21 protein-coding genes are annotated in these 22,942 nt (G+C 68.0%); 9 read left to right on the plus strand and 12 right to left on the minus strand.

Annotated elements, in window-relative coordinates; translation table 11 throughout:
- Positions 1-29: 29 nt before the first annotated feature.
- The 3 genes from J0A91_RS05480 (at position 30) to J0A91_RS05490 (ending at position 4,079) form a co-directional block, all read left to right on the plus strand.
- The gene (locus J0A91_RS05480; protein ID WP_069204062.1) at positions 30-1,247 is read left to right on the plus strand and encodes an argininosuccinate synthase; all 1,218 of its coding nucleotides are present in this window, start codon (positions 30-32) and stop codon (positions 1,245-1,247) included.
- 115 nt (positions 1,248-1,362) lie between these two features.
- Positions 1,363-2,490 carry a glycosyltransferase family protein gene (locus J0A91_RS05485; protein ID WP_069204063.1) on the plus strand — a complete coding sequence of 376 codons (1,128 nt, stop codon included), beginning with the start codon at positions 1,363-1,365 and terminating at the stop codon, positions 2,488-2,490.
- The gene (locus J0A91_RS05490; protein WP_206364993.1) at positions 2,487-4,079 is read left to right on the plus strand and encodes a hypothetical protein; all 1,593 of its coding nucleotides are present in this window, start codon (positions 2,487-2,489) and stop codon (positions 4,077-4,079) included. Before J0A91_RS05485 ends, J0A91_RS05490 begins: the two co-directional genes overlap by 4 nt.
- A gap of 9 nt (positions 4,080-4,088) precedes the next feature.
- On the opposite strand, the gene J0A91_RS05495 is transcribed toward J0A91_RS05490, so the two are convergent.
- The 3 genes from J0A91_RS05495 to dapF form a co-directional block, all read right to left on the minus strand.
- Positions 4,089-4,979 carry an ROK family protein gene (locus J0A91_RS05495; RefSeq protein WP_069204064.1) on the minus strand — a complete coding sequence of 297 codons (891 nt, stop codon included), beginning with the start codon at positions 4,977-4,979 and terminating at the stop codon, positions 4,089-4,091.
- Positions 4,979-5,527, minus strand: a complete 549-nt coding sequence (locus J0A91_RS05500) for a glycine zipper 2TM domain-containing protein (protein ID WP_069204065.1) — start codon at positions 5,525-5,527, stop codon at positions 4,979-4,981. The genes J0A91_RS05495 and J0A91_RS05500 overlap by 1 nt, the downstream gene beginning before the upstream one ends.
- Positions 5,528-5,601: 74 nt before the next feature.
- Positions 5,602-6,555 (minus strand): diaminopimelate epimerase, encoded by a 954-nt coding sequence (gene dapF / locus J0A91_RS05505; RefSeq protein WP_069207068.1) that lies wholly within the window; start codon positions 6,553-6,555, stop codon positions 5,602-5,604.
- Positions 6,556-6,656: 101 nt separating this feature from the next.
- Between dapF and J0A91_RS05510 the strand changes: the two genes are divergently transcribed.
- Positions 6,657-9,503, plus strand: coding sequence for a DUF2339 domain-containing protein (locus tag J0A91_RS05510; RefSeq protein ID WP_069204066.1), 2,847 nt, complete (start codon positions 6,657-6,659; stop codon positions 9,501-9,503).
- 182 nt (positions 9,504-9,685) lie between these two features.
- Positions 9,686-10,261 (plus strand): helix-turn-helix domain-containing protein, encoded by a 576-nt coding sequence (locus J0A91_RS05515; RefSeq protein WP_069204067.1) that lies wholly within the window; start codon positions 9,686-9,688, stop codon positions 10,259-10,261.
- 107 nt (positions 10,262-10,368) lie between these two features.
- On the opposite strand, the gene ftsH is transcribed toward J0A91_RS05515, so the two are convergent.
- The 5 genes from ftsH to J0A91_RS05540 form a co-directional block, all read right to left on the minus strand.
- Positions 10,369-12,333, minus strand: a complete 1,965-nt coding sequence (gene ftsH, locus J0A91_RS05520; protein WP_069204068.1) for an ATP-dependent zinc metalloprotease FtsH — start codon at positions 12,331-12,333, stop codon at positions 10,369-10,371.
- A 78-nt stretch (positions 12,334-12,411) separates the two neighbouring features.
- Complete coding sequence (gene tilS, locus J0A91_RS05525; protein WP_083224520.1) at positions 12,412-13,404, minus strand: tRNA lysidine(34) synthetase TilS; 993 nt, start codon at positions 13,402-13,404, stop codon at positions 12,412-12,414.
- On the minus strand, positions 13,367-14,353 hold the full coding sequence (locus J0A91_RS05530; protein ID WP_069204070.1) for a tetratricopeptide repeat protein: 987 nt from the start codon (positions 14,351-14,353) through the stop codon (positions 13,367-13,369). The genes tilS and J0A91_RS05530 overlap by 38 nt, the downstream gene beginning before the upstream one ends.
- A gap of 59 nt (positions 14,354-14,412) precedes the next feature.
- The gene (locus J0A91_RS05535) at positions 14,413-15,366 is read right to left on the minus strand and encodes a helix-turn-helix domain-containing protein (RefSeq protein WP_069204071.1); all 954 of its coding nucleotides are present in this window, start codon (positions 15,364-15,366) and stop codon (positions 14,413-14,415) included.
- A gap of 124 nt (positions 15,367-15,490) precedes the next feature.
- Positions 15,491-17,317, minus strand: coding sequence for an ABCB family ABC transporter ATP-binding protein/permease (locus tag J0A91_RS05540; RefSeq protein WP_069204072.1), 1,827 nt, complete (start codon positions 17,315-17,317; stop codon positions 15,491-15,493).
- 125 nt (positions 17,318-17,442) lie between these two features.
- On the opposite strand from J0A91_RS05540, the gene J0A91_RS05545 reads away from it, so the two are divergent.
- Entirely contained in the window at positions 17,443-17,673 is a 231-nt protein-coding gene (locus tag J0A91_RS05545; protein ID WP_069204073.1) for a hypothetical protein, read from the plus strand.
- Between the two features lie 60 nt (positions 17,674-17,733).
- Positions 17,734-18,147, plus strand: a complete 414-nt coding sequence (locus J0A91_RS05550) for a hypothetical protein (protein WP_150126833.1) — start codon at positions 17,734-17,736, stop codon at positions 18,145-18,147.
- Between the two features lie 183 nt (positions 18,148-18,330).
- On the opposite strand, the gene J0A91_RS05555 is transcribed toward J0A91_RS05550, so the two are convergent.
- Positions 18,331-19,632: a hemolysin family protein gene (locus tag J0A91_RS05555; RefSeq protein WP_069204075.1), complete on the minus strand. Its 1,302-nt coding sequence runs from the start codon at positions 19,630-19,632 to the stop codon at positions 18,331-18,333.
- Between the two features lie 148 nt (positions 19,633-19,780).
- On the opposite strand from J0A91_RS05555, the gene J0A91_RS05560 reads away from it, so the two are divergent.
- Positions 19,781-20,458, plus strand: coding sequence for a YiaD family glycine zipper/OmpA-like lipoprotein (locus J0A91_RS05560; RefSeq protein WP_069207069.1), 678 nt, complete (start codon positions 19,781-19,783; stop codon positions 20,456-20,458).
- Positions 20,459-20,551: 93 nt separating this feature from the next.
- On the opposite strand, the gene J0A91_RS05565 is transcribed toward J0A91_RS05560, so the two are convergent.
- Both J0A91_RS05565 and J0A91_RS05570 read right to left on the minus strand, forming a co-directional pair.
- The gene (locus tag J0A91_RS05565) at positions 20,552-20,980 is read right to left on the minus strand and encodes a nucleoside deaminase (RefSeq protein WP_069207070.1); all 429 of its coding nucleotides are present in this window, start codon (positions 20,978-20,980) and stop codon (positions 20,552-20,554) included.
- A gap of 59 nt (positions 20,981-21,039) precedes the next feature.
- Positions 21,040-21,324 (minus strand): hypothetical protein, encoded by a 285-nt coding sequence (locus J0A91_RS05570; RefSeq protein WP_069204076.1) that lies wholly within the window; start codon positions 21,322-21,324, stop codon positions 21,040-21,042.
- Positions 21,325-21,570: 246 nt separating this feature from the next.
- Here J0A91_RS05570 and rpmB point away from each other — a divergent pair, with 246 nt between their 5' ends.
- Positions 21,571-21,867 carry a 50S ribosomal protein L28 gene (gene rpmB / locus J0A91_RS05575; RefSeq protein ID WP_069204077.1) on the plus strand — a complete coding sequence of 99 codons (297 nt, stop codon included), beginning with the start codon at positions 21,571-21,573 and terminating at the stop codon, positions 21,865-21,867.
- 6 nt (positions 21,868-21,873) lie between these two features.
- Here rpmB and J0A91_RS05580 read toward each other — a convergent pair whose 3' ends face one another.
- Positions 21,874-22,890 (minus strand): esterase-like activity of phytase family protein, encoded by a 1,017-nt coding sequence (locus tag J0A91_RS05580; protein ID WP_069207071.1) that lies wholly within the window; start codon positions 22,888-22,890, stop codon positions 21,874-21,876.
- Between the last annotated feature and the right edge of the window lie 52 nt (positions 22,891-22,942).

Here is a 22,942-nt window from a genome sequence, read left to right on the forward strand (position 1 = left end):
AGGCGTTTCTTCAATCGCCGGAGCCGCGCATGTCCGATCAGATCAACCGAGTCGTCCTTGCCTATTCGGGTGGTCTCGACACCTCGGTGATTTTGAAGTGGCTCCAGCAGACCTATAACTGCGAAGTCGTCACCTTCACCGCCGATCTCGGCCAGGGCGAAGAGCTCGAGCCGGCGCGCAAGAAGGCCGAGCTTGCGGGCGTGAAGCCAGAGCATATCTTCATCGACGATCTGCGCGAGGAGTTCGTGCGAGATTACGTCTTCCCGATGATGCGCGCCAACGCGCTGTACGAGGGGCTGTATCTGCTCGGCACCTCGATCGCGCGGCCGCTGATCGCCAAGCGCCAGATCGAGATCGCCAAAATGGTCGGCGCCGACGCGGTCAGCCACGGTGCGACCGGCAAGGGCAACGACCAGGTCCGCTTCGAACTCGGCTATTACGCGCTCGCGCCCGACATCAAGGTGATCGCGCCGTGGCGCGAGTGGGATCTCACCAGCCGCACCCGGCTGATCGAGTTTGCCGAGCAGCACCAGATTGCCGTCTCGAAGGACAAGCGCGGCGAGTCGCCGTTCTCGACTGATGCCAACATGCTGCACACCTCGTCCGAGGGCAAAGTGCTCGAAGACCCTTGGCAGGAAGTGCCCGACTATGTCTATTCGCGCACCGTCAACCCCGAGGACGCGCCGAACACGCCCGAAGTCATCACGATCGATTTCGAGGGTGGCGACGGCGTCGCGATCAACGGCGTGGGCATGTCGCCGGCGACCTTGCTCGAGACGCTCAACGAATATGGCCGCAAGCACGGCATCGGCCGGCTCGATCTGGTCGAGAACCGCTTCGTCGGCATGAAGTCGCGTGGGATGTACGAGACGCCGGGCGGTACGATCTACCACCTCGCGCATCGCGGCATCGAGCAGCTCACGCTCGATCGCGGTGCTGCGCATCTCAAGGACGAACTCGCGCCGCGCTATGCCGAACTGGTGTATAACGGCCTGTGGTTCTCGCCCGAGCGCGAGATGCTCCAGGCCGCGATCGACCATAGCCAGACCAAGGTGACGGGCACGGTCCGGCTCAAGCTGTACAAGGGCAATGTGTCGGTAACCGGCCGCAAGTCGCCCTATTCGCTCTACTCGGAAAAGGTCGTGACCTTCGAGGACGATCAGGGCGCCTATGACCAGCGCGACGCCGCGGGCTTCATCAAGCTCAACGCATTGCGGCTGCGCCTGCTCGGTCGCCGCGACCGCTGACGCGGCCCCAGGGTTCGCGGTTCGCCAGAGTGGCTCTGCATTGAACACGCGAATCCCGACAACGAGCGCCGCGGCGCGTATCCCGCAGCGTCCGTGGTGGGAAACGCGGTGGTGCATGGCGCTGGCGCTGCTGCTCGTCGCGGCGCCGCTGGTGTGGCCGTCGATTCCACCGCTTGCGGACGTGCCGGCTCACATGGCGCGTTACCGGACGATGCTCGGCAACGATGCGCCGACGCTCTTCCAGTGGCGGACGGCCATCGACCTGCTTGTTGTCGCGTTGGCACCGGTGCTGGGACTCGAGCCGGCGGTAAAGGCGATCGTCATCGCGCTTCCCGTGCTGGCGGCTGCGGCGATGCTGTGGCTGTCGCGTACCGCGCATGGCCGTGTGCAGCCGAGCGCCTATTTCGCGCTGCCCTTCGCCTATACTGCCGCCTTCCTGCACGGCTTCCTCAACGCCACGCTGGCGACGGCGCTCGCGCTTGGCGCCTTCGCTGCGTGGCTGCGGCTGGCAGGGCGGCCGCGAGTGCGGGCGGCGATGTTCGTCGTGCTGTCGGCGTTGATCTGCGCTACGCATGTGCTGGGCTGGCTGTCGCTCGGCACGATGATCTTCGCCGCCGAACTCGCTCGTGAACGCGCCGTCGAGCAGGACGGTATGCGACGCGGCTGGGCGGAATGCGGATGGCGCGCCGCGCTCGCCTGCCTGCCGCTCGCTCCGCCCGCACTGATGCTTTTGGTGTGGCGTCCGGGTGGTGCCGACGATTGGCTGCCGGGCCTCGCGCTCAAGCCGGGCTGGCTGACGATGGCGCTCCGCGACCGATGGCCGCTGTTCGATGCCGGCTGCATGGTCGTCGTGGCGCTGGTGATCTACAAAAGCTACCGCGACCGCCGCTTCGTCCATGCGCCGATGCTTGTCGCCGCGGCGATCAGCCTGCTGGTGCTGTTCGTCGCGATGCCCGCCGGGGCGGATATGACGGTCGCGCCCTATGCGATCATCCTCGCCTTGCTCTCGATCCGCTGCAATGCGCGCGTGAAGCTGCACCGCCGTGGTGAGGTGGCCTGGGCGGCGCTCGCCTTCCTCGCAGTGCGCACCATTGCGGGTGCCGCCAGCTTCGCGATCGAAAGCGCGGACGGGAGCGGACACCCCGGCGCGCCCCTCGCCTGGAGCGATGCGCGATTTCCCGGTCGGCGATTCCCAACGCGGCTTGTCGCACCCACCTGCGGCCCGTTAGAAGCGCGCGGATGATCGAACCCCAGCAAGCGCCGCGTTGGTGGCAGACACGTCTGTTCGTGATCGCCGCGACGTTGATCGCGATCATCCCGTTGCTGCGCCCCGAGATTCCGCCGCTGGTCGATCTGCCCGGTCATATGGGCCGCTTCCGCGTGCAGATCGCCATCGCCGATCACCCGTTCCTCAAGGAATGGTATGATTTCAACTGGTCGCTGATCGGGAACCTCGGCATCGATCTGCTCATCATCCCGATGGCCAAGCTGTTCGGGCTGGAACTGGGCGTGAAGCTGATCGTGATGGCGATCCCCGCGCTGATGGTTTCGGGGCTGTTGTGGATCGCGCGCGAGGTGCATGGTCGCATCCCCGCCACCGCTTTGTTCGCGCTGCCGCTCGCCTACAGCTACCCATTCCACTTCGGCTTCGTCAATTTCGAGCTGTCGATGGTGATCGCGCTCAACCTGTTCGCTTTGTGGCTCAGGATGGCGCGGCTCGGGCATGTGCGGTTGCGTGCGGCGATCTTCGTGCCGATCTCATGCCTGCTGTGGGTGTGCCACACCTTCGGCTGGGGCACGCTCGGCGTGCTCGCCTTTTCGGCCGAGCTGGTCCGCCAGCATGATGCCGGGCACCGCTGGTACAAGGCGTTGGTCCGTGCCGGGCTGGCCTGTGTGCCCTTGGCGCTGCCGATGGCGCTGATGATCTTCTGGCGCAGCGGCGATCATGTCGGCGGGCAGACCACCGACTGGTTCAACTGGCGCGCCAAGATCGGCTGGATGGTGATGGTGTTCCGCGATCGGTGGGAGCTGCTCGACATCGCCAGCGTCGCGGTGGTGCTGATGATCCTGGTCCGCGCGGTGCGCGACCCGAGCATCCAATATTCGCGCAACCTCGGCCTGTCGGCGGCCTTCCTGCTGCTCGTCTATATCCTGCTGCCGCGCATCGTGTTCGGCTCGGCTTATGCCGACATGCGGCTGGTGCCGTTCATGCTGGCGATGGCGGTGATCGCGATCCGGCCCAAGACCGAACTGTCCGTGCTCGGGACGTGGGTGCTGGCGACGCTCGGCTTGGCCTTTTTCCTCGTGCGGATCGCGGCGACCACGGCGAGCTTCTGGATCTACGCGCAAACGTATGAGCGCGAGCTGAAGGCGCTCGATCATGTGCCCGTGGGCGCTCGGCTGGTGTCGTTCGTCGGCGAGAAATGTTATGGCGACTGGACCGCCTCGCGGCTCGAGCACCTTCCCGCGATCGCGCTCGAACGCAAGATGGCCTATTCGAACGATCAATGGTCGATGGCGGGCGCGCAATTGCTCACCACGCAATATGCCAAGGCGAAGCGCTACGCGCACGATCCGTCCGAGATCGTGACGGCGGTGCAATGCCCGCGCGAATGGTGGCGGCCGATTTCGACTTCGCTGGCGCGTTTCCCGCGCGATGCGTTCGATTATGTGTGGCTGATCCAACCACCCGCCTACGACCCCCGCCTCGCCACCGGATTGGTCGAGATTTGGCGTGACGGGTCCAGCGTGCTGTACAAGGTCGATCACAGCCAGCCCGGCCCGGTGGTGAGCGACGTCGAACTGCGCGCGCCGGTGTTCCGGCAGCACTGACCGCTTCGTCTATTCCGCCGCAGCCAGAGCAAGCGCGACCGCGCCGAGCGGGCCGGCATCGTCGCCCAGCCCGGGTGATACGATCAAGCGCTCGATCGCGGCGGCGTCGCTGCCCGGGCCATAGCCCGCCAGCCGCGCCGTCGCGGTCGATCGGATGCGCGGCAGCAAGCGCTCGTTCGACCCGACGCCGCCGCCGATGACGATCCGCTGCGGTGGCACGGTGAGCATAATGGTCATGACCAACTCGGCGATTTCGTCGGCGACCCGGTCCCACAAGGGATCGTCGGGTGCGAGCTGCTCGGCAGGCTTGCCTGCGCGTTTCGCAATCGCAGGGCCGGATACAAGCCCTTCCAGGCAATCGCCGTGAAAGGGACAGGCGCCAGCGAAAGTGTCGGCAGGGTCACGCCGCACGCGGATATGACCGACTTCGGGATGCGAGGCACCGTGGAGCGGCTTGCCATCGACGACGATCCCCGCGCCGACCCCGGTGCCGATCGTCACATACACGTGCGTGCCGCAGCCCCGCGCCGCGCCCCAGCGCCCTTCCGCGAGCGCAGCGCCGGCAACATCGGTGTCGAACCCGATCGGTACGGCGAAGCGCGCCGCCACCGCGCCGCGCAGGTCAAAGCCCGACCAGTGCGGCTTGGGCGTCGAGCCGATTTTCCCGTAGTTGCTATCCGCGGGATCGACCACCAGCGGCCCGAACCCGCCAATGCCGATCGCTGCGAGCGGCTCGCCCGCCGCAGCCTCCGCGATCCAGTCGAGGATGGTTGGCAGCGTCTCGGCGGGCGGACGCGTCGGCCAGCGCTCGCGGCTGAGGATGTCCCGCCCGCGCGCTATCGCCGCGATGCACTTGGTCCCACCAAGCTCGATCGCGGCGACGCGCGCGGAATCGGCCATCAGCGGCAACGGACCTGGCTGTTGTTCTGGTCGATCGCCTTGCCCGCGAGCGCACCGACCGCGCCGCCGAGCAGCGTGCCGACGATGCGCGAGTGGCCGCCGTCGATCACGTTGCCGAGAATACCACCGCCAGCCGCACCGATGATGAGGCCGGTCGTGCCGTCGTTGCGCTTGCAATAATAGCGGCCGTCATTGCCGCGATAGACGCGGTCGTTGGTGCTCAGCACGCGCTCTTGGTAGGTAGGTCCGTCACGGTAATAGCGCGCCGGATCATAGTCGCCCTCATCCCGGTCGTCGGAATAAGGCTGCACATAGGGCGGCGGCGGGGCGTTGCGCGGGCCATTGTAATAGCCCTGGTTGCTGTAACCGCGTGCGCGCGCCGCCTGATACCGGTCGAACTCCTGACGGAAGATGTTGAGCTCATTGTCGAAACGCTGCTGCGCAGCCTCGAAGCGGGCATCGTCGGCGCGGGTCTGCGCGATGGCAGGCGCGGCGAGCGCGAGCGACGCGGTCACCGCGATGGCGGCGAAACGAGAAATCGGATTCATGGCTTCCGTCCTTTCATTGTGCAGTCGTAACGACATGAGAGGCGCTTGGTTGCACGCTCTGGCTGAACCGGAGGTTAGCCGGCCGCGTCGCAGAGTGTTTCGACAGCCTTCGACCAAGCAAGTCGCTCCGCGTCGAAGCGCTCGGTCACTACGAGATCGCGCGCGCGCGCGGTTGCGGGATCGACCGCGATCGTGCCCGCCCATTCGACCGTGGCGTTGCCCGACAGCCGCACCATGCCATCGGTTTCAGCTTGCGCGCGGACCAGCCCGCCACGGTTGAACACCGCGATTTCGCGTCCGAACGCGACGCGGCCGGTCAGACACGCGGCATAGGTCGAGGCGGCCATCGCACTGCCGCAACTGTTGGTCAGGCCGACGCCGCGCTCGAAGGTGCGCACGAACAGGCCGGTCTCGCGCACCTCGACGAAACTGACATTGGCGCGGTTGGGCAACCAGCCGGGCGCGGCTTCGCAAACGGCGCCGATGGCGACCAGTTCGGCCTCATCGACCGTTTCGACGAAAGCAATCAGGTGTGGATTGGGAATCGCGATGGCGGTGAAGGCGCGGTCGCTACCGAGCATCGCGATCGGCGCTTCGACGATCTCCGCGACGGCGCCGTGAAGCGGCCAGGTCGTCACGTCGCGCGTCGCCGGACCGGCCGTCTCGCGGATCGTCACCACGCCGGGCGCGAGATCGGGGTCGCGCGCCGCCGTCGCTTCCGATGTCTTGAGCCGCACATTCGCCGCGTTCAGGCCAAGCCGCTCGAACCCCGCGCGCGCGACGCAGCGCAGGCCGTTGAGACACGTCTCGGCCTCGCTGCCGTCGCTGTTGAACATCCGCATACCGAAAGCGTGTTCAGCGTCACCAGCCGTCAGCAACAGCAGCCCGTCGCCGCCGACCGGCCCCGCACGATCGGCAAGCGCGCGCGCGATGGCCGGCCAATCACCCTCGGCGGCTACAGTGTTGCGCGCATCAATCAGCGGAAAGTCGTTGCCCGAACCATGGCATTTGACGAAGTCGATCTGCATGGGCGCCGCATAGCGCAAGGCGACGCGCGCCGATACTGCCTGTGAAAGTTCGTGTCGTGCGTCAGGCGTGCTATGCCCGCTGCGAGCGGGCTGGAGTGACGATGACCGGAGTGTTGCTGATCGCGGTCGTCGCGCTGGGTTTGGTGGTCCGTAACCTGCTTGCTCGCATGCGTGCGCTGGAGGCACAGATCCGCGACCTGCAACTCGGTGGGGTGCCTCGCGAGGCGACGACATACGAACCGGTTGCGGTGGTCGAACGCCCGGCGGAAAGGTCGCCTGCCCGCGTGCGCTTGCCCGAGGCCACGTTCGAGGCCCCGACAGCCGAGACGATCGCGGCGCCCGAGCCGGCACCGTTTTCTCCTCCCTCACCGGAGCCCGCGTCCGCACCTGCCCGCGAGCCCGTGCGGATCAGCTTCGAGGGCCTTGTGGGCGGCAAGTTGCCGATCTGGATCGGCGGTGCCGCGCTGGTGCTGTCGGCGTTCTTCCTCGTGCGCTACTCGATCGAAAGCGGGTTGCTCGGGCCGGCGGCGCGCACGCTGCTCGCCGGGCTGTTCGGGCTGCTGCTGATCGCCGGCAGCGAGATCGTGCGCCGCCTGCCCGCAGTCCGCGACGATCCGCGTGTTGGACAGGTGCTCGCGGGCGCGGGCACCGCGAGCCTGTATGCGACGCTGTATGTCGGCGCCGCCTTGTACCATTTGATCGGCGCGGGTTCGGCGTTCGCGCTGATGGTGGCGGTGACGCTCGCCGCACTCGGCCTCGCGCTGCGGCATGGTTCACCGACGGCGATCATGGCGTTGATCGGCGGCTTTGCCGCGCCGCTGCTGGCTGGCTTCGCCGCGAGCGGAATCGGGCCGCTGCTGGTGTATCTCGCGCTGCTGATCGCGGCGCTGTTCGGCCTGGCGATCCGGCGCGGCTGGGCGTGGCTGGCGCTGGCGGCGTGCGGCGGCGGCTTCGCCTGGGCGAACCTGCTGATCGTGATGATGCCAGGCGGCGGACTCGCCGGGGTCGGCGGGTTCGTGCTGCTGCTCGCGATCGGCGCGACGCTGGCGCTGCCGAGCACCGGCGCGGCGACGCGGCGCCCGTGGCTGCGGCTGGTGCCGCTGATCGCCGGGTTCGTGCAGTTGCTGGTGCTGGCGCCTGCGCTCGATTTCTCGGCATTGTCCTGGGGCCTCTACCTGTTGCTGAGCGCGGCGGCGTTGTGGCTCGGCTGGCGTGATGCGAAGCTTGCCCCCGGCGCGGGCGCCGCGCTCGCGCTGGTGTTGATGCTGCTCGCCACTGCGTTGCTCCAGCCAGTGCATATGGTAGCGGCGTGGGCGGCGGTGGCGATCACCTTGCTGTTCGCGCTGCCAGGCCACGCCTTGCTCCGGCGCGGCGCGATTTGGGCGGTGATCGCGGTTGGCGGCACGGCCGGGCCGGCGCTGGTGAGCGTCGCTGTCGATCCGGCGCTGCTGGCGCCCGCCGGCTGGGGGGCGCTGCTGTTCGCGCTGGCGCTGGCATGTGCCGCGATCAGTTGGCGCGCGCGGGCGTCGGCGAGCCCGCTCTTCCGGGTCTCGCCGGGTCTGGTCGGCGGCGCGGCGGCTGCCGCTTTGCTCGCTGGCATCGCGGCGGTTGAGGTGCTGCCCGATCCTTGGCGCTGGTCGGTATGGCTTGCGATCGGCGTCGCGCTGGCGGGCTGGTCGCGGCGCGCGGGCGACGCGGCGCTCGGGCAGCTTGCCGTGACACCCTTGTTCGCCACCGTCCTCGCGGTCGTGCTGAACAGCGACGGGACGCGCGCATATGTCGCGAGCGTCTTCACCGACGCGCCTGCCGCGCCGCTTGCCGACCTGCTCGCGCTCGGGCTGTTGCCCGCCGCGCTGATCGCTGCGACCGGCTGGCTGCTGATCGATCGGGTGAGTCGCGTGATACTCGGCTGGATTGCCTTGGCGATCGGGCTGTCGCTGGTGCCGGCGATGTTGCCCGCGCCTTGGCATGCCGCCGGGCTGGCGCTGGCGACGGCGCTCGTCATCGCGGCGCGGCTGCCGTTGCCAGGCGCGGCTGCGGCGGCGGGGATCTCTACGCTGGCGTTCGCATGGCATCCGATTGCCGAGTTGCTCTGGCTTGCCGGCCGGTCGATCCTGGGCGAGCGTCTGCCGTTCCTGTTGCTGCCGCCGATCACGGCGATCCTGCGCACGTTGGCGTTGCCTGCCGCGCTGATCGCGGGCGCGCTGGCGTGGCGGCGGCCGGTCGCTGGCGTGTGGCGGCAGCGTGCGATCGTCGCGGTGGCGGCGGTTGGCGTCGTCACGCTGTACGCTCTCGCCAAACAGCCGTTGTCGATCGGCGATGCGGCGCGTTTCGCGTCGCTCGGAATGGCGGAGCGCGTGGCGATCACGCAGGCGTTGCTCGTCGCAGCCTGGGCGATCGGCGTGCGGCAGCGTGTGCTGTCGCAGGCGTTACTGGTGCTTGGGCTGGCGCGGTTCGTGTGGTTCGATCTGCTGGTCCTCGATCCGGTGTTCGTGGCGCAGGCGGTTGGGCCGGTGCCGGTGTTCAATCTGGCAACGCTCGATGCCGGGCTGATCGCGCTGTGGCTGTGGCCGTGGCGGAACGATCGTCGCGGGCGGATCGCCTTGCTGGCGGCGGTGCTGGTCGCGGTCGCGGCGACGGTGCGGCAGGTGACGCACGGCACGATCCTGACCGGGCCGGTCGATCGCACCGAAAACTGGCTCTATTCGGCGGCGCTGCTTGGGCTGGCGATCGTGTGGCTGGGGATCGGCATCCGCACGCGCACCGCCGAGCTGCGCGTCGCCGGGCTGGCGTTGTTGACGGTGGTGACGCTGAAGGTGTTCCTGATTGATGCCGCCGCGCTGGAGGGCATTTTGCGCATCCTGTCGTTCATGGGGCTTGGCTTCGCGCTGATCGGGATTGGCTGGGCGTATCGGCGGCTGGTGGTGACCGAGCCGGCGCAAACATAGTCAAGGTTGTCTATCACGATAGCGGTGGCGGGCGGCGAACCCCTGTCGTTACGCGCCCGTCGCGGCGATTGCCCGGTCTGTCAGGTCACGCATTGAAGATCCTCGCCGGAATACAATAGGACGCGGGTGACACGGCCGAGCTGCTGTAGGACAGGGGGAACCAGATTGGTTCATAACGTACCATGATTACCGCCATTCGCGAAGTCCGGCGCGCCAAGGGGATGACGCTCGACGATGTCGCGCGTGCCTGTTCGCCTGCCACCACCGCGCAGACGATCGGGAGGCTGGAGACGGGCACGCGCACCGTTTCGGTCGCATGGCTCAACCGGATCGCGGCGGCGCTTGGCGTGACGGCGGCGGACCTGGTGCGCTTGCCCGATCGCGCCGACATCCCGGTCGCGGCGGTGCTGGAGGCGGGCGGCGCGCGCGCGCCGCGCAAGCCGGCGAGCGTCATCGCGCCGCTCGCCGCGCCGGGGCTGATCGCGGTGACGGTCGCGGCCGGGACCGGCGAGTACCGGGCGGGGGATGACATCTGGTGCGAGCGGCTCGCACCCGAGGCGTTCGCGAGCGCGCTCAACCGCGATGTGCTGGTGCCGCTACCGGCGGGGCGGTTCGTGTTCGGGCGGCTGATCGGGTGTGACCATGGCGAAGATGGCGCGCGGTTGCAGGTGCTGCCTTTCGAACCGCGCGCGGGGCAGACGCTTGTGATCGATCCGCCGTGGATCGCGCGGGCGGTGCGGTTGTCGCGCGGGTTGTAGGGTCGGCCGTCCGACCGTTCTCCCGCAGAAGCGGGAGTCCAAAGTCGCGAACGTGGCGCCTGCGGCTCTGGACCCCCGCTTTCGCGGGGGAACAGTAGCAGAAGGTGTTATGCCGGCAGCGGGTTGCCGAACGGGCCGGGGCCTTTGCCGCGGCGGGTCTTGGGGATCGAGGTGCCGTTGCTCGGCAGCACCACGGTGGGGGCGTTGCTGTCGGGGCGATCGAGCTCTTCGCCAGCGATCAGGCGCTTGATGTCCTCGCCGGTGAGCGTCTCGAGTTCGAGCAGCGCATTGGCGATGAGGTGCAACTGATCGAGGTGATCGGTCAGGATCTGGCGCGCGCGCTCCAGCCCCTGTTCGACGAAGCGCTTGACCTCGCTGTCGATCAGCCGCGCGGTTTCGTCCGACATCGCCTTGCCGCCGCGCGGTGCCGAATAGCCGGTGAAGCTCTCTTCGCTGTCGCTGAAGTCGAGCGGACCGAGCCGGTCGGACAGGCCCCACTTCGTGACCATCGCGCGGGCGAGCCGGGTCGCCTGCATGATGTCGTTCGAGGCACCCGAGCTGACCTTGTCGAAGCCGAACACCAGCTCCTCGGCGATGCGGCCACCGAACGCCACGGCGATATCGGCGTGCATCTTGTCGCGGTGGTAGCTGTAGGTGTCGCGCTCGGGCAGCGGCTGGACCATGCCCAGAGCGAAGCCGCGCGGGATGATCGTCGCCTTGTGGATCGGATCGGCGGTCGGCTCGTGCGCGAAGACGAGGGCGTGGCCGGCTTCGTGATAGGCGGTCATCCGCTTCTCGTCGTCGGTCATCACCATCGAGCGGCGCTCGGCACCCATCATCACCTTGTCGCGCGCATCGTCGAACTCGGCGGCGGCGACGAGACGCTTGCCGCGCCGCGCGGCGAGCAACGCCGCCTCGTTGACGAGGTTGGCGAGATCGGCACCCGAGAAGCCCGGCGTGCCGCGCGCGATGGTGCGCGGATCGACGTCGAGCGCGAGCGGCACCTTCTTCATATGGACCTGAAGGATCTTGATTCGACCCTCGATATCCGGGCGCGGCACCTGCACCTGACGATCGAACCGGCCCGGACGCAGCAGCGCGGGATCGAGCACGTCGGGGCGGTTGGTCGCCGCGATGATGATGATGCCTTCGTTGGCCTCGAACCCGTCCATCTCGACGAGCAACTGGTTGAGCGTCTGTTCGCGCTCGTCGTTGCCGTTGCCGAGACCTGCGCCGCGATGGCGACCGACCGCGTCGATCTCGTCGATGAAGACGATGCACGGCGCCGACTTCTTGGCCTGTTCGAACATGTCGCGGACACGGCTCGCGCCGACGCCGACGAACATCTCGACGAAGTCCGAGCCGGAGATGGTGAAGAACGGCACGCCCGCCTCACCCGCGATGGCGCGCGCGAGCAGAGTCTTGCCGGTGCCGGGCGAGCCGACCAGCAACGCGCCCTTGGGGATCTTGCCGCCGAGGCGGGCGAACTTGGTCGGGTCCTTGAGGAATTCGACGATCTCCTGCAATTCCTCGCGCGCCTCGTCGATGCCGGCGACGTCGTCGAAGGTCACCTTGCCGTCGCGCTGGGTCAGCATCTTGGCGCGGGATTTGCCGAAGCCCATCGCGCCCGAGCCGGAGCCCTTCTGCATCTGGCGCAGCACGAAATAGGCGATACCGAGGAACAGCAGGAACGGCAGCGACTGCATCAGCATGATCTGCCAGAACGGCGAGCCTTCATCGGGCTTGGCGTTGATCTCGACCCCGGCCTTACGGAGCCGGTCGGTCAATTGCAGATCGGACTGGATAGCATAGGTGCGGAACTTGCTGCCATCGGTCTGCGTGCCGGTGATGACCTCACCCGCGACGTTGACGTCCTTGATGGTATGCGCCTCGACCTTGTCGAGGAACGTCGAATAGGCGATCGTATTGCTGCCGGTCGCGACATCGCGCGTGTCGAGCAACATGACGAACATCGCAAGCGCGACCAGGATGCCCACCCAGATCAGCAGGCTCTTCATCCAGGGATTACCGCCCCCATTGTCGGGGCCGGGCCGCTTGTCGTTGTCGTTCATGGATACGCTACCTTTCGAACGTCCAAGATAAGCAGCCTGATGTTAATGGCAATGGAACAGCGCCATTACTTACGCCGATCAGTGTGATCGGCGTGGTGGGGCGGCGCGGAATCGCCAGATTTCTCCCGCCGCCGAGGCGAGGACGTTGCCTTGCGTGGCGCGTCCGCCGGCTTCGAGCGACTCGAGCAGCGACTCGATATTGTCGGTGGCGGTGGCCGGATCGATCGTGCGGAGCGCCCGGGCGGCGAGGCGGCGGCGGATTTCGCGCGGCAGATCGGTGATGGTGATCGCCACCGCGCCGGGGGACTCGACCGCGCGCTGCGACCATGACAGCCGGGTCATGGCAGCGAGCGCGTCCTCGGCTTCGGCGGCGTGCGCGGCGGCGGCGGCGAGCCGGAGCGGATCGAGCCAGTCGATCGCGGCGAGCGTCGCGCGGACGCGGGCGCGTTCGAACGCCGGGTCGCGGTTGCTGGGATCATCGACGAACGGCGCGCCGGCCGTCGTCGCGACGGCGCGCAGGTCGCGGTTTCGCCATCCGAGCAGGGGCCGCAAGATCGCCACCGCATCGAGCGGCTGTCGCGCGCGGATGCCGGCCAGGCCCGCGACGCCCGAGCCGCGCGCCGCGCGCATCAGGAAGGTTTCGGCCTGATCGTCGGCATGGTGCGCGGTGAGCAGCGCGCCGCACCCGGCGCCTGCCGCCCAACGCAGCAGCAGCGCATAGCGATGCTTGCGCGCCCACGCATGGAGGTTGCCGGTCGCGGGACGGGGTTCGGCGATCGCGAGCGTTGCGTGTGGCACGCCGAGCGTCGCGCAATAGGCGGCGACCATCGCCGCTTCGTCGGCGCTTGCCGCGCGCAGACCGTGATCGACCGTGGCCGCCGCCACCTGTCCGGGAAACGCCGCCGCCGCGAGCGTGAGCATCGCCATGCTGTCGGGTCCGCCCGACACCGCCAGCGCCAGCCGCCCGGTTTCGGACAGGCGCGTAACATCCGCCTGGAACCGCGCGATCAGCGCCGGTTCGAGCGGTGTCACATCATCCGCATTTCGACTGCGCCTTGGCGCGGGTGACATCGGCCTTCATCGCGTCGGTCAATTTGGCGCCGTAGACGTCCTCAAGCTCGCGATAGACCTTGCACCCATCCGCCGCCGGCTTGCCGAGCCGCACCAGCGACTGGCCGAGATAATAGAGGCTGTCAGGGGCGCGCTCGCCATCGGGCCATTTCTTGTAATTGTCGTAGAAGGCGAGGCTGGCGAGGCTCGGCTTGCCGTCTTCGAGATACGAGCGGCCGAGCAGGTTCTGCGCGTAGCTCGCGCGCTTGTGCTTGGGGTAGGTGGCGGTGACGAGCTTGAACTGCGCCTCGGCCTCCGGGTACATTTTCGCCTGCCACAGCCGGTAGCCATAGAGATAGGCGTCCTCGGCGGCGTCGCCGCTTTGCGGGCGCTCGATCGCGGCGAGCTGCTTCTGGCGGGCGGGATCGGTCGAGGGGGGCGCGGCATCGTCGGCGTCTGCGGTCTTGCCCGGGCGCGCCGCGGGCTGCTTGACGCCCGCGCCGGGCTTGCCGCCGGCGCGCGGCGGGGGCGTGTCGGCATCGCCCATGATCGGCGCGGGCGAACCGGTGCCGCCGGTCGATGCGGCGGTATCCTCGAGCGCCTTGATGCGCGCGTCGGTGCTGCGCTTGTACGCGTTGAACGCATCCTCGAGCACTTGCGTGCGGTGCTGGGTGGTCTCGATCTGGCCGGTGATGCCGGTCAACTGGCTTTCGAGCGCGTTGACCCGCGCGGTGAGATCCGAGAGCGGGCTGCCCGACGGGCTGCCGGGGCTATCCTCGGGCGCGGTCGGTTTGATCTCGGGTTCGAGATACTGACCGCCGCCGCCGGGGAACACCTTGCGCTGCACCGCGCGCATCTCGCTTTCGAGCTTCCCGACGCGGCCCTCGACTCCTGATGTCTGGCCGAACGCCGGTGCCGCCGCGCATGCGCTGCCTGCCAGCAGAACCCAGGCCAAAATCCGTCTACGCATTCCAATCCCTCGCAAGTCCGCTGCCGGTATAACTACGCCGCGCCGCCTGTCGCCAGCCTTTACGGATTCGGCGTCGCGGCGGGCGCTGGCGCCGACGACGCGGGCAGGGCGATGTTGAGCGCCGCCGCGTTCGCTTCGGCCGCGCTCTCGCGGTGGCGCGAGGTCGCACGGGCGGTGGGACGCGCGGCGTGCGTGGCGGTGGCGGTCGGCGCGGCCGCAGGCGCCGGCGTGGCGGCGGCGGGGGTGCCGCGTGCGAGCAGCGCCGATGCGCTGATCGGCACGTCCTTGATCGGAACCTTGCCGTCGCCGAGCGCTGGCACCGCGCTGCCATTGATCGTCACGGTGAGCTTGTCGGGGCGGCCGACATTGATCATCAGGCCCGGTCTGTCCTGCGGCACCGAATAGCTGTCGCCCGGCTTCAGCGTGTTCTCATAGAGCGTGCCGTCGCGGTCGTAGATGCGCAGCCACACGTCGTCCTTGGCGGTGAGTGCGACCTGGCCGCCTTGCAGCGACGGCGTCGCCGGGGCCTCGGGGACGGTGGTCTGCACGGCGGCGTCGGTCGCCGTCGCGGCGGGCGCGGCGCTGTCGCCGCGGAACCAGGTGGTGCCGAACCACAGCCCGGCGGCGATCAGCAGCAGAAGCGCGAGCGCGACGCCGATCACTGCGACGAGGCCGCTCGGCTCGCGCTTTGGCTCATCGGGTTCGTAGGCGACATATTCGGTGCGGCGCACCGCCGGCTGGTGCGTGTTCTGCGCGCGCACGTCACGCCCGATCGCGACCTCGTCGGCGCCGACCGCGCGGGCATAGGCCTTGGCGAAACCGACCGAATAGGTGATCGAGGGGAGCGCTGCGTAATTGTCCTCCTCGATCGCCTGAAGCTGGCGCAGCGGCACGCGGGTGCGCGCGGCGACTTCATCGAGCGATAGGCCTTGCGCTTCGCGGGCTTCGCGCAAACGCTCTCCGGGTGTGCGGGGGATCGGCTTGGCCGGTTCCACCGGTTCGGCGTCGGTCATTCACAGTCTCCGGCGCAGGCGGTTGCAACCTTGGTGAACCCGCGCGTAACGATCCGCCTGTTGCACCAGCGCACGCGCCAGCGCAACGGGCCGAACGCCGTAGCGAGGCGTTTCAGCGGTGCGGTTATTCCGCCGCGAGCGCTTCCTCGGCGCGCTCCTGCGCCTGACGGTTCCACATCTCGGCATACAGGCCGTCCTGGCGGAGCAACTCGGCATGGGTGCCGCGTTCCTTGACCTCGCCCGCCTCCAGCACGACGATCTCGTCGGCATGGACCACGGTGGAGAGGCGGTGGGCGATGACGATGGTGGTGCGGCCGCGTTCGATCGCCTGGAGCGTGTCGAGGATCTCGCCCTCGGTGCGGCTGTCGAGCGCCGAGGTGGCTTCGTCGAGGATCAGGATCGGCGGGTTCTTGAGCAGGGTGCGCGCGATCGCCACGCGCTGCTTCTCGCCGCCCGAGAGCTTGAGGCCACGCTCGCCGACGCGGGTTTCGTAGCCCAGAGGTTGGCGCTCGATGAAGCCGGCGATGGCGGCGCCGCGCGCGGCGGTCTCGATCTCGGCCTGCCCGGCGCCCTCGCGGCCATAGGCGATGTTGTAGCCGATCGTGTCGTTGAACAGCACGGTATCCTGCGGCACGATGCCGATCGCGGCGCGCAGGCTCGCCTGCGTCACCTGCGAAATGTCCTGCCCGTCGATGGTGATGCGTCCGCCGGTGAGATCGTAGAAGCGGTACATCAGCCGCGCGAGCGTCGACTTGCCTGCCCCCGACGGGCCGACCACGGCGAGCGTGGTGCCGGCGGGGATGTCGAGATCGATCCCCTTGAGGATCGGCTGGCCGGCATCATAGCCGAAGCGCACGTTCTCGAAGCGGACATGCCCGCGCGCCACCGCGAGCGGCGGCGCGCCCTTGGGATCGACCACCTCGCTCGGCGTGTCGACCAGATCGAACATCGCGCCCATGTCGAGTACGCCCTGGCGGATGGTGCGATAGACCATGCCGAGCAGATCGAGCGGGCGGAACAACTGGCTGAGCAGCGTCGAGACCAAAACGACGTTGCCGGCGGTGAAGCGCCCCTGGCTCCAGCCGATCACGACGAGCAGCATGCCGCCCGCCATCATCAGATTGGTGATCGCCGCCTGCCCGACGTTGAGCCACGCGAGCGAATTCTCCGATTTGACCGCCGCATTGGCATAGAGCGTCATCGCGCGGTCGTAGCGCTTGGCCTCGCGTTCCTCGGCGCCGAAATATTTGACCGTTTCGAAGTTGAGCAGCGAATCGACCGCATGCGCGACCGCGCCCGTGTCGAGATCGTTCATCCGCGTGCGAAGCGCCGCGCGCCAATCGGTCACCGCGCGGGTGAACCAGATGTAGACGCCGACCATCACGAGCGTCCCCGCGACCAGCCACAGCCCGAACTTGGTCCAGAAGATGCCGATGACGAGCGCGAGTTCGAGGATGGTCGGTGCGATGTTGAACAGCAGGAAGTAGAGCATCGTGTCTATGCTCTTGGTGCCGCGCTCGACCACCTTGGTCACCGCGCCGGTGCGGCGTTCGAGGTGGAAGCGCAAGCTCAGTTGGTGGAGATGGCGGAACACCGTCGCCGCGAGCCGCCGAGTCGCGTCCTGCCCGACGCGTTCGAACACCGCGTTGCGCAGATTGTCGAACACCACCGACCCGAAGCGCGCGGCGGCATAGCCCGCGACCATCAGGCAGACCAGGGTGGTGAGATCGGGCGCGGGGCGGTGCCCGGCCATGCCATCGATCGCACCCTGCAAGGCAAACGGCGCGCCGTAGACCTGCACGAGCTTGGACGCGATGACGAGCAGCATCGCCGCGACGATGCGTACTTTCAGCGCGCGCTCCCCGGCGGGCCACAGATAGGGCAGGAAGCGCCGCAACGTCGGCAGCAGCGGGCGCTCGCGCGCGTCGGAGGTGAAGGTTTCGGGAGGCATCGAGAGCGGATGTAGGCGCGGTCAAGCCCAATCGAAAGCGTCTCATGGAACAACCACGTCGTCCGATCGCTTTTACAGCGTGATATGGGCCGACGCTGCCGGTCCCAAGCGAACCGGAGGCGTTCATGGAACCGCTCTTCTACGTCATGGCAATCCTCGGCTGCGGCGACGGCAGCGCGCAATGCGCGCAGGCGCGCACCGAGACCGTGCAATATCGCTCGATCGAACAATGCCAGGCGGCGATGCCGGCGGCGTTGGCACGCAACAGCGATATCGATTATCCGGTCGTCTCTGCCGCGTGCCAGGCGAAGGGCGAGCGGCTCGCGCAGAATAGCAGCACGCGCGCACACGGCTGATTGGTACCGAATCACGAGACGCTATAGTGCCCGGCGCGTAACGCGCGCGCCGGAGATGTCATGCGGACATTGCTAGGAATCCTGTTCGGCGTGTTTGCGGCCATGACCATTATTGAGGTGGTCAATCGCGCTGCGTTTGCGCTTTATCCTTCGCTGGTAGCTCTGGACTCTGCCGATGCCGGTACGCTGGCCAAGATCGTCATCAGTATGCCGATTTCGGTCAGGTTTTTCATGATGCTTGGCTTGTTGCTCGGCGCGTTCGGCGGCGCGTGGCTGGGGTTGCGCGTTTGCGACCGCCGCTTGGTATTGTGGATCGTCGTCGCCGCAGTGATCGCCGTTGGCCTCGCCGGCGTGCTGACGCTGCCGCATCCTGTGTGGATGAAGGTATGCGTGGTGGTCTTGCCGGTCCTCGGGGGCGCGCTGGCGGCGCGAGTCCATCGCAAGCCGTATCCGGGTGAGGCTTTGCTGGGGTAAAACCTGATCCGTTCGTGCCGAGCGAAGTCGAGGCACCTGCGCAGGTGCCTCGACTTCGCTCGGCACGAACGGATGGAACGGGAGCCACGCTTCTGGCGTCGCCCCGACGCAGGCCGGGGCCGCTTCGAAATTGGCAACCGGTTGCCCCACACACAGCGGCCCCGGCCTGCGCCGGGGTGACGGTCAGGGCCTGCTCACCAGCACTTTGTCGATGCGGCGGCCGTCGAGATCGACGACTTCGAATTTCCAGCCCTGTTCCATGAAATGCTCGCCTTCGCCGGGCAAATGGCGGAATTTGGCGAGCGCGAGGCCGGCGACGGTGGCGTAGTCGCGGTCTTCGGGCAGATCGATGCAAAGCCGCTCGGCGAGCGCGTCGGCGGCCATGTTGCCGGCGACGAGCAGCGAGCCGTCGTCGCGTTCGACCACCGAGGGCGCGTCGTCGGGATCGGCATCGGAGGCGAATTCGCCCGCGATCGCGGCGAGCAGATCGGCCGGGGTGACGATGCCTTCGAAATGGCCGTATTCGTCATGGATCAGCGCCATCGGCACCTCGGCCTGGCGCAGCGCATCGAGCGCGTCCATCGCGTCGATCTGGTCGAGCACCACCGGCGCCGAGCGCATCAGCGCGCGCAGATCGAGCGGTTCGCCGCGAAACAGCGCGATCGCGACGTCGCGCGCCTGCACGACGCCGACGACCTTGTCGACCGAGCCTTCCGCGACCGGCAAGCGGCTGTGCGAGGCGACCATCAGCGCGGCGCGCACGCCGGCCTCGTCGAGCGTCGCGTCGATCCATTCGACATCGGTGCGCGGCGTCATCACCTCGCGCACCGGCCGGTCGGCGAGGCGCACCACGCCGGAGATGATCGAGCGTTCATGCTCCTCGATCACGCCCGATTTGCTCGCCTCGGCGACGATCAGGTGGAGTTCCTCGGCGGTGACATGCTCCTCGGTCTGGCGGTCGAGCCGCATCAGCCGGAACAGCAACGCGCTCGACGAATCGAGCAGCCACACCACCGGCGCGCAACCCCAGGCGAGCGCCAGCACCGGCCCCGCCGCCATTGCCGCGATCCGTTCGGGCGCGCGCAGCGCGATCTGCTTGGGGACGAGTTCGCCGATCACCAGCGAGGCATAGGTGGTGAGGCCGATCACCAGCGCGAAACCGAGCGATTCGGTGGTTTGCGCGGAAAGCCCGAGCCATTGCAGCCGTGCCGCGACTGGCTGACCCAGGCTCGCGCCCGAATAGGCGCCGGCGAGAATGCCGATCAGCGTGATGCCGATTTGCGTGGTCGACAGGATCTTGCCGGGATCGGCGGCGAGCGCAAGCGCGGTCTCGGCGCCGCGCACCTTGGCACGCGCCATCGCCTCCAGCCGCGCGCGACGCGACGAGACGATCGCCAGTTCGGACATCGCGAACAGGCCGTTGAGGAAGATCAGCGCGACGATGATCGCGACGTCGATCCACGGGAAGGGAGAGAGAGGGTGCATGGCGCCATACCTCCTTTGGCGCACAACGCGCCGCTTCACAACCGCCGTGCGCATGGTGGGTGCGGCTGCGGAACAGGGTTGCGCGAGGTCAAGTTTGATGGTGCGGGTCGACGAATAGGTGTCACCAGGAATGAAAGGGATCGAAATTATGCGCCACCTCGCGCGCTTCACCACCGCCGCGGCGCTCGCGTCGCTGCTCGCCACCACCGCCTGCATGACCGACCCCGAGACCGGGCGGCAGCGGCTGTCGAACACCGCGATCGGCGGGATCGGCGGCGCGCTGGGCGGCTATCTGTTCGGCGATCTCGTCGGCGGGCGGCACGACCGCACCGCCAAGATCGCAGGCGCAGGCATCGGCGGGCTCGCCGGCGCTGTGATCGGATCGTATATGGACAAGCAGGAACGCGACCTGCGCGAGCGCACCGCCGGCACCGAGGTCCGCGTGATCCGGCAGGGCGACGATCTGATCCTCAGCATCCCGTCAGGCATCAACTTCGCGTATAACAGCGACACGGTCGCGCCGGCGTTCCAGCACACGCTCGACGATGTCGCGCGGGTGCTCGGGCAATATGACCGGACGTATATCGACATTTACGGGCATACCGATGCGATCGGATCGGATGCGTATAATCAGGGGCTGTCGGAGCGGCGCGCGGTGGCGGTGGCCGACTATCTCGTCACGCACGGCGTGAAGGGCGCGCGGATCGCGACTCGCGGGTTCGGCAAGACCCAGCCGGTCGCCAACAATTCCACCGAGGAAGGGCGCGCGGCCAACCGGCGCGTGGAGATCAAGATCGTGCCGATCCCGGAGAGCGATCTGCGGTGATCCGCCCCTCCGTTCGTCCCGAGCCCTGAGCGGCTGGCTCGCCAGCCAGCCTAAGGGCTCGACACGAACGGTTGAGGAGGAGCGTGGCATGCCTCATCGCCGCGCCGCGAAGAAGTCGCGTAGCAGCGCCGCCGATTCGCCCTCGGCGATGCCGGGGTAGATTTCGGGGCGGTGGTGGATCGTGGCTTGCGTGAACAGGCGCGGGCCGTGTTCGATCGCGCCGCCCTTGGGGTCGCTCGCGCCATAATAGAGCCGGCCGATTCGCGCATGCGCGATCGCGCCGGCACACATCGCGCAGGGTTCGAGAGTCACCCACAAATCGCAGTCGCTCAGCCGGTCGTCGCCGATCGCTTGCGCGGCGGCGCGAATCGCGAGCATCTCGGCATGGGCGGTGGGATCGTGGCGGGTGCGCGGCGCGTTCGCGGAGGTGGCGATGATCGTGCCGGCGCGGACGATCGCGGCGCCGACCGGAACTTCGCCGCGCGCGGCGGCGGCGGCGGCGGCATCGAGCGCGGCGCGCATCGGGGGCGGGACCGGGAACATCGCGCCCCCAATGCCCCGCCGGCCGCGCGCGCGAAAGATTATTCGGCGGCGGCGTTGCTGGTGCCGTCACCGGGCTTGTTCATATGAACGGTCGGCACCGAGATCGTCTTCTGCGTGGTGCTGACGGTGGGCACGTCGACCACCTTGTTCTCGGTGCCGACCGACAGCGTGGCGACATTGGCGCTGACCGCCGGCGCGGTGCCGCCATCGACATGGACGCTCGGCAGGCTGCCGGGGCGAGTCTGGAACGAGAGCAGGCCGAGCGATACCATCGCGATGACGATGACGGCGGCGATGCCGACCAGAGCTAACAAGAAGCGCATGAGAGTATCTCCCCTAAGGACAATTCGAATCGTTACCGTAACCAACGCAAGGCTCGGCTGATCGTTGCATTGTTGTATGAGGGCGGCACCGGCCCGCTCCCCAGCCTCCCACCGTATATCGTGGATAGGAGACCGGGTGGGGGAGCGGGCTTGTGCCGCACAGAGTCTGAATCGGTTGACCTGTTCGGACATCCCCGTTATGCGCCTGCGCCTTCACGGGATCACCCCAGCTTTCAGGATTACATCATGTCGCGGATTTGCGAACTGACCGGCAAGGGCCGGATGGTGGGGAACAATGTCTCCCACGCCAACAACAAGACCAAGCGCACGTTCCTGCCCAATCTGCAGAACGTCACCCTGATGTCCGAAGCACTCGGCACCAGCGTCAAGCTGCGCGTTTCGACGCACGGCCTGCGCTCGGTCGAGCATGTCGGCGGGCTCGACAACTGGCTGGTCAAGACCAGCGAGGACAAGCTCTCGCTGCGTGCGCGTCGCCTCAAGCGCGATGTCGCCAAGAAGCTCACGGTTCAGGCAGCCGCCTGATTCGCTTTACGGCCGGGCGGTCTTCGGATCGCCCGGCGCGTCTAGCCTGAACTTCAGCAGCAGACTGCGCTGGAGCACGGACTGGTTGTCGTCGGACACCAGCCATAGAATCGTGTGCCCGCCCTCGCGCGTTGCAGCGATCCCCTCGAAATTCTCGTGAATCAGCGGCGGCGCCAGCGTGGCGATCTCGCGTCCGCGCACCACCGCGCCCGGGCGAATCTCGGCGCGCTCTATGACCACCAGCGTATTGGTGAAGGTGAACGGCAGCTCGAAGCGGCGGTTGAGCACGATCAGCCTGCCATCGGGCAGCACGGTCATGTCGCTCGGATCGAAATGCGCGGGCGGGATATAGCTGAACCGGAAGCCGCGATTCGGCGCGCGGACCGGATCGCCGGTGAAGCGAAACGCGGCGCGGCCCTTGCCCTTTGGCCACGGGTCTTGCTCGCCGATCGTGATCGCGCCGCCGCCCCACCCCGCTTTGGGGAGGAAAGTGAACGATTCGGCGCCTTCGTTGCCCGGCCATTTCGCCATCGCGCGTGGAGACGCCGCGCCGAGCGCGCGGCGCAGGTCTGGCGTGTAGCGCCACAGCATGTTGCTGTTCTCGAACCCCGTGACGATGCTGCCGTCCCTGGGATCGACGCTCATCGATTCGCTGTCGCGGTCGATCTTGGACCAGCCGGTGCCGGGGCCGGCGGGAAGATCGCCGAACGCGATGCGGTGCGGGCGCCAGTCGCGGCCAAGCGTGAACTGGACGATGTTGCCGCCGTCGCTGAGCAACGTGATGCGGTGGTCTGGCGCGACGTGGAGTGACGAGAAGCCACCGAACGCGGGGTCCGGGCTGGAGAGCCGCACGCCGCCCAGCCACACCAGCGCGCCGACGCGGGTGCGCGCCGGGTGCGTGGGGTCGAGCGCGACGAGAGTGGTGTGGATGATCGCGCGCTTGCCCATCAGCGGCACGCGCGGTTCGCCGACCCAATCGGGGGTGAAGACCAGCGCCAGCACACAGGACAGAAAGACACGCATCGCGGGGGCCGTGGGCGATGCCGCGGCGCGGCGCAACGCTTTCCCATGATGA

The sequence above is a fragment of the Sphingomonas panacis genome, from assembly GCF_001717955.1.
GTDB classification, from domain to species: Bacteria; Pseudomonadota; Alphaproteobacteria; order Sphingomonadales; family Sphingomonadaceae; genus Sphingomonas; species Sphingomonas panacis.

Excerpts from the sequence above, each read along its gene's own strand:
- J0A91_RS05550 (WP_150126833.1), top strand. The coding sequence starts at position 17,734 with ATGCGGACATTGCTAGGAATCCTGTTCGGCGTGTTTGCGGCCATGACC.
- dapF (WP_069207068.1), bottom strand. The coding sequence starts at position 6,555 with ATGCAGATCGACTTCGTCAAATGCCATGGTTCGGGCAACGACTTTCCG.
- J0A91_RS05535 (WP_069204071.1), bottom strand. The coding sequence starts at position 15,366 with ATGACCGACGCCGAACCGGTGGAACCGGCCAAGCCGATCCCCCGCACA.
- ftsH (WP_069204068.1), bottom strand. The coding sequence starts at position 12,333 with ATGAACGACAACGACAAGCGGCCCGGCCCCGACAATGGGGGCGGTAAT.
- J0A91_RS05500 (WP_069204065.1), bottom strand. The coding sequence starts at position 5,527 with ATGAATCCGATTTCTCGTTTCGCCGCCATCGCGGTGACCGCGTCGCTC.
- J0A91_RS05545 (WP_069204073.1), top strand. The coding sequence starts at position 17,443 with ATGGAACCGCTCTTCTACGTCATGGCAATCCTCGGCTGCGGCGACGGC.
- J0A91_RS05555 (WP_069204075.1), bottom strand. The coding sequence starts at position 19,632 with ATGCACCCTCTCTCTCCCTTCCCGTGGATCGACGTCGCGATCATCGTC.
- J0A91_RS05485 (WP_069204063.1), top strand. The coding sequence starts at position 1,363 with ATGGCGCTGGCGCTGCTGCTCGTCGCGGCGCCGCTGGTGTGGCCGTCG.
- J0A91_RS05565 (WP_069207070.1), bottom strand. The coding sequence starts at position 20,980 with ATGCGCGCCGCGCTCGATGCCGCCGCCGCCGCCGCCGCGCGCGGCGAA.
- J0A91_RS05480 (WP_069204062.1), top strand. The coding sequence starts at position 30 with ATGTCCGATCAGATCAACCGAGTCGTCCTTGCCTATTCGGGTGGTCTC.
- rpmB (WP_069204077.1), top strand. The coding sequence starts at position 21,571 with ATGTCGCGGATTTGCGAACTGACCGGCAAGGGCCGGATGGTGGGGAAC.
- J0A91_RS05510 (WP_069204066.1), top strand. The coding sequence starts at position 6,657 with ATGACCGGAGTGTTGCTGATCGCGGTCGTCGCGCTGGGTTTGGTGGTC.
- J0A91_RS05530 (WP_069204070.1), bottom strand. The coding sequence starts at position 14,353 with ATGCGTAGACGGATTTTGGCCTGGGTTCTGCTGGCAGGCAGCGCATGC.
- J0A91_RS05570 (WP_069204076.1), bottom strand. The coding sequence starts at position 21,324 with ATGCGCTTCTTGTTAGCTCTGGTCGGCATCGCCGCCGTCATCGTCATC.
- J0A91_RS05580 (WP_069207071.1), bottom strand. The coding sequence starts at position 22,890 with ATGCGTGTCTTTCTGTCCTGTGTGCTGGCGCTGGTCTTCACCCCCGAT.
- J0A91_RS05495 (WP_069204064.1), bottom strand. The coding sequence starts at position 4,979 with ATGGCCGATTCCGCGCGCGTCGCCGCGATCGAGCTTGGTGGGACCAAG.
- J0A91_RS05560 (WP_069207069.1), top strand. The coding sequence starts at position 19,781 with ATGCGCCACCTCGCGCGCTTCACCACCGCCGCGGCGCTCGCGTCGCTG.
- J0A91_RS05540 (WP_069204072.1), bottom strand. The coding sequence starts at position 17,317 with ATGCCTCCCGAAACCTTCACCTCCGACGCGCGCGAGCGCCCGCTGCTG.
- J0A91_RS05515 (WP_069204067.1), top strand. The coding sequence starts at position 9,686 with ATGATTACCGCCATTCGCGAAGTCCGGCGCGCCAAGGGGATGACGCTC.
- J0A91_RS05490 (WP_206364993.1), top strand. The coding sequence starts at position 2,487 with ATGATCGAACCCCAGCAAGCGCCGCGTTGGTGGCAGACACGTCTGTTC.
- tilS (WP_083224520.1), bottom strand. The coding sequence starts at position 13,404 with ATGTCACCCGCGCCAAGGCGCAGTCGAAATGCGGATGATGTGACACCG.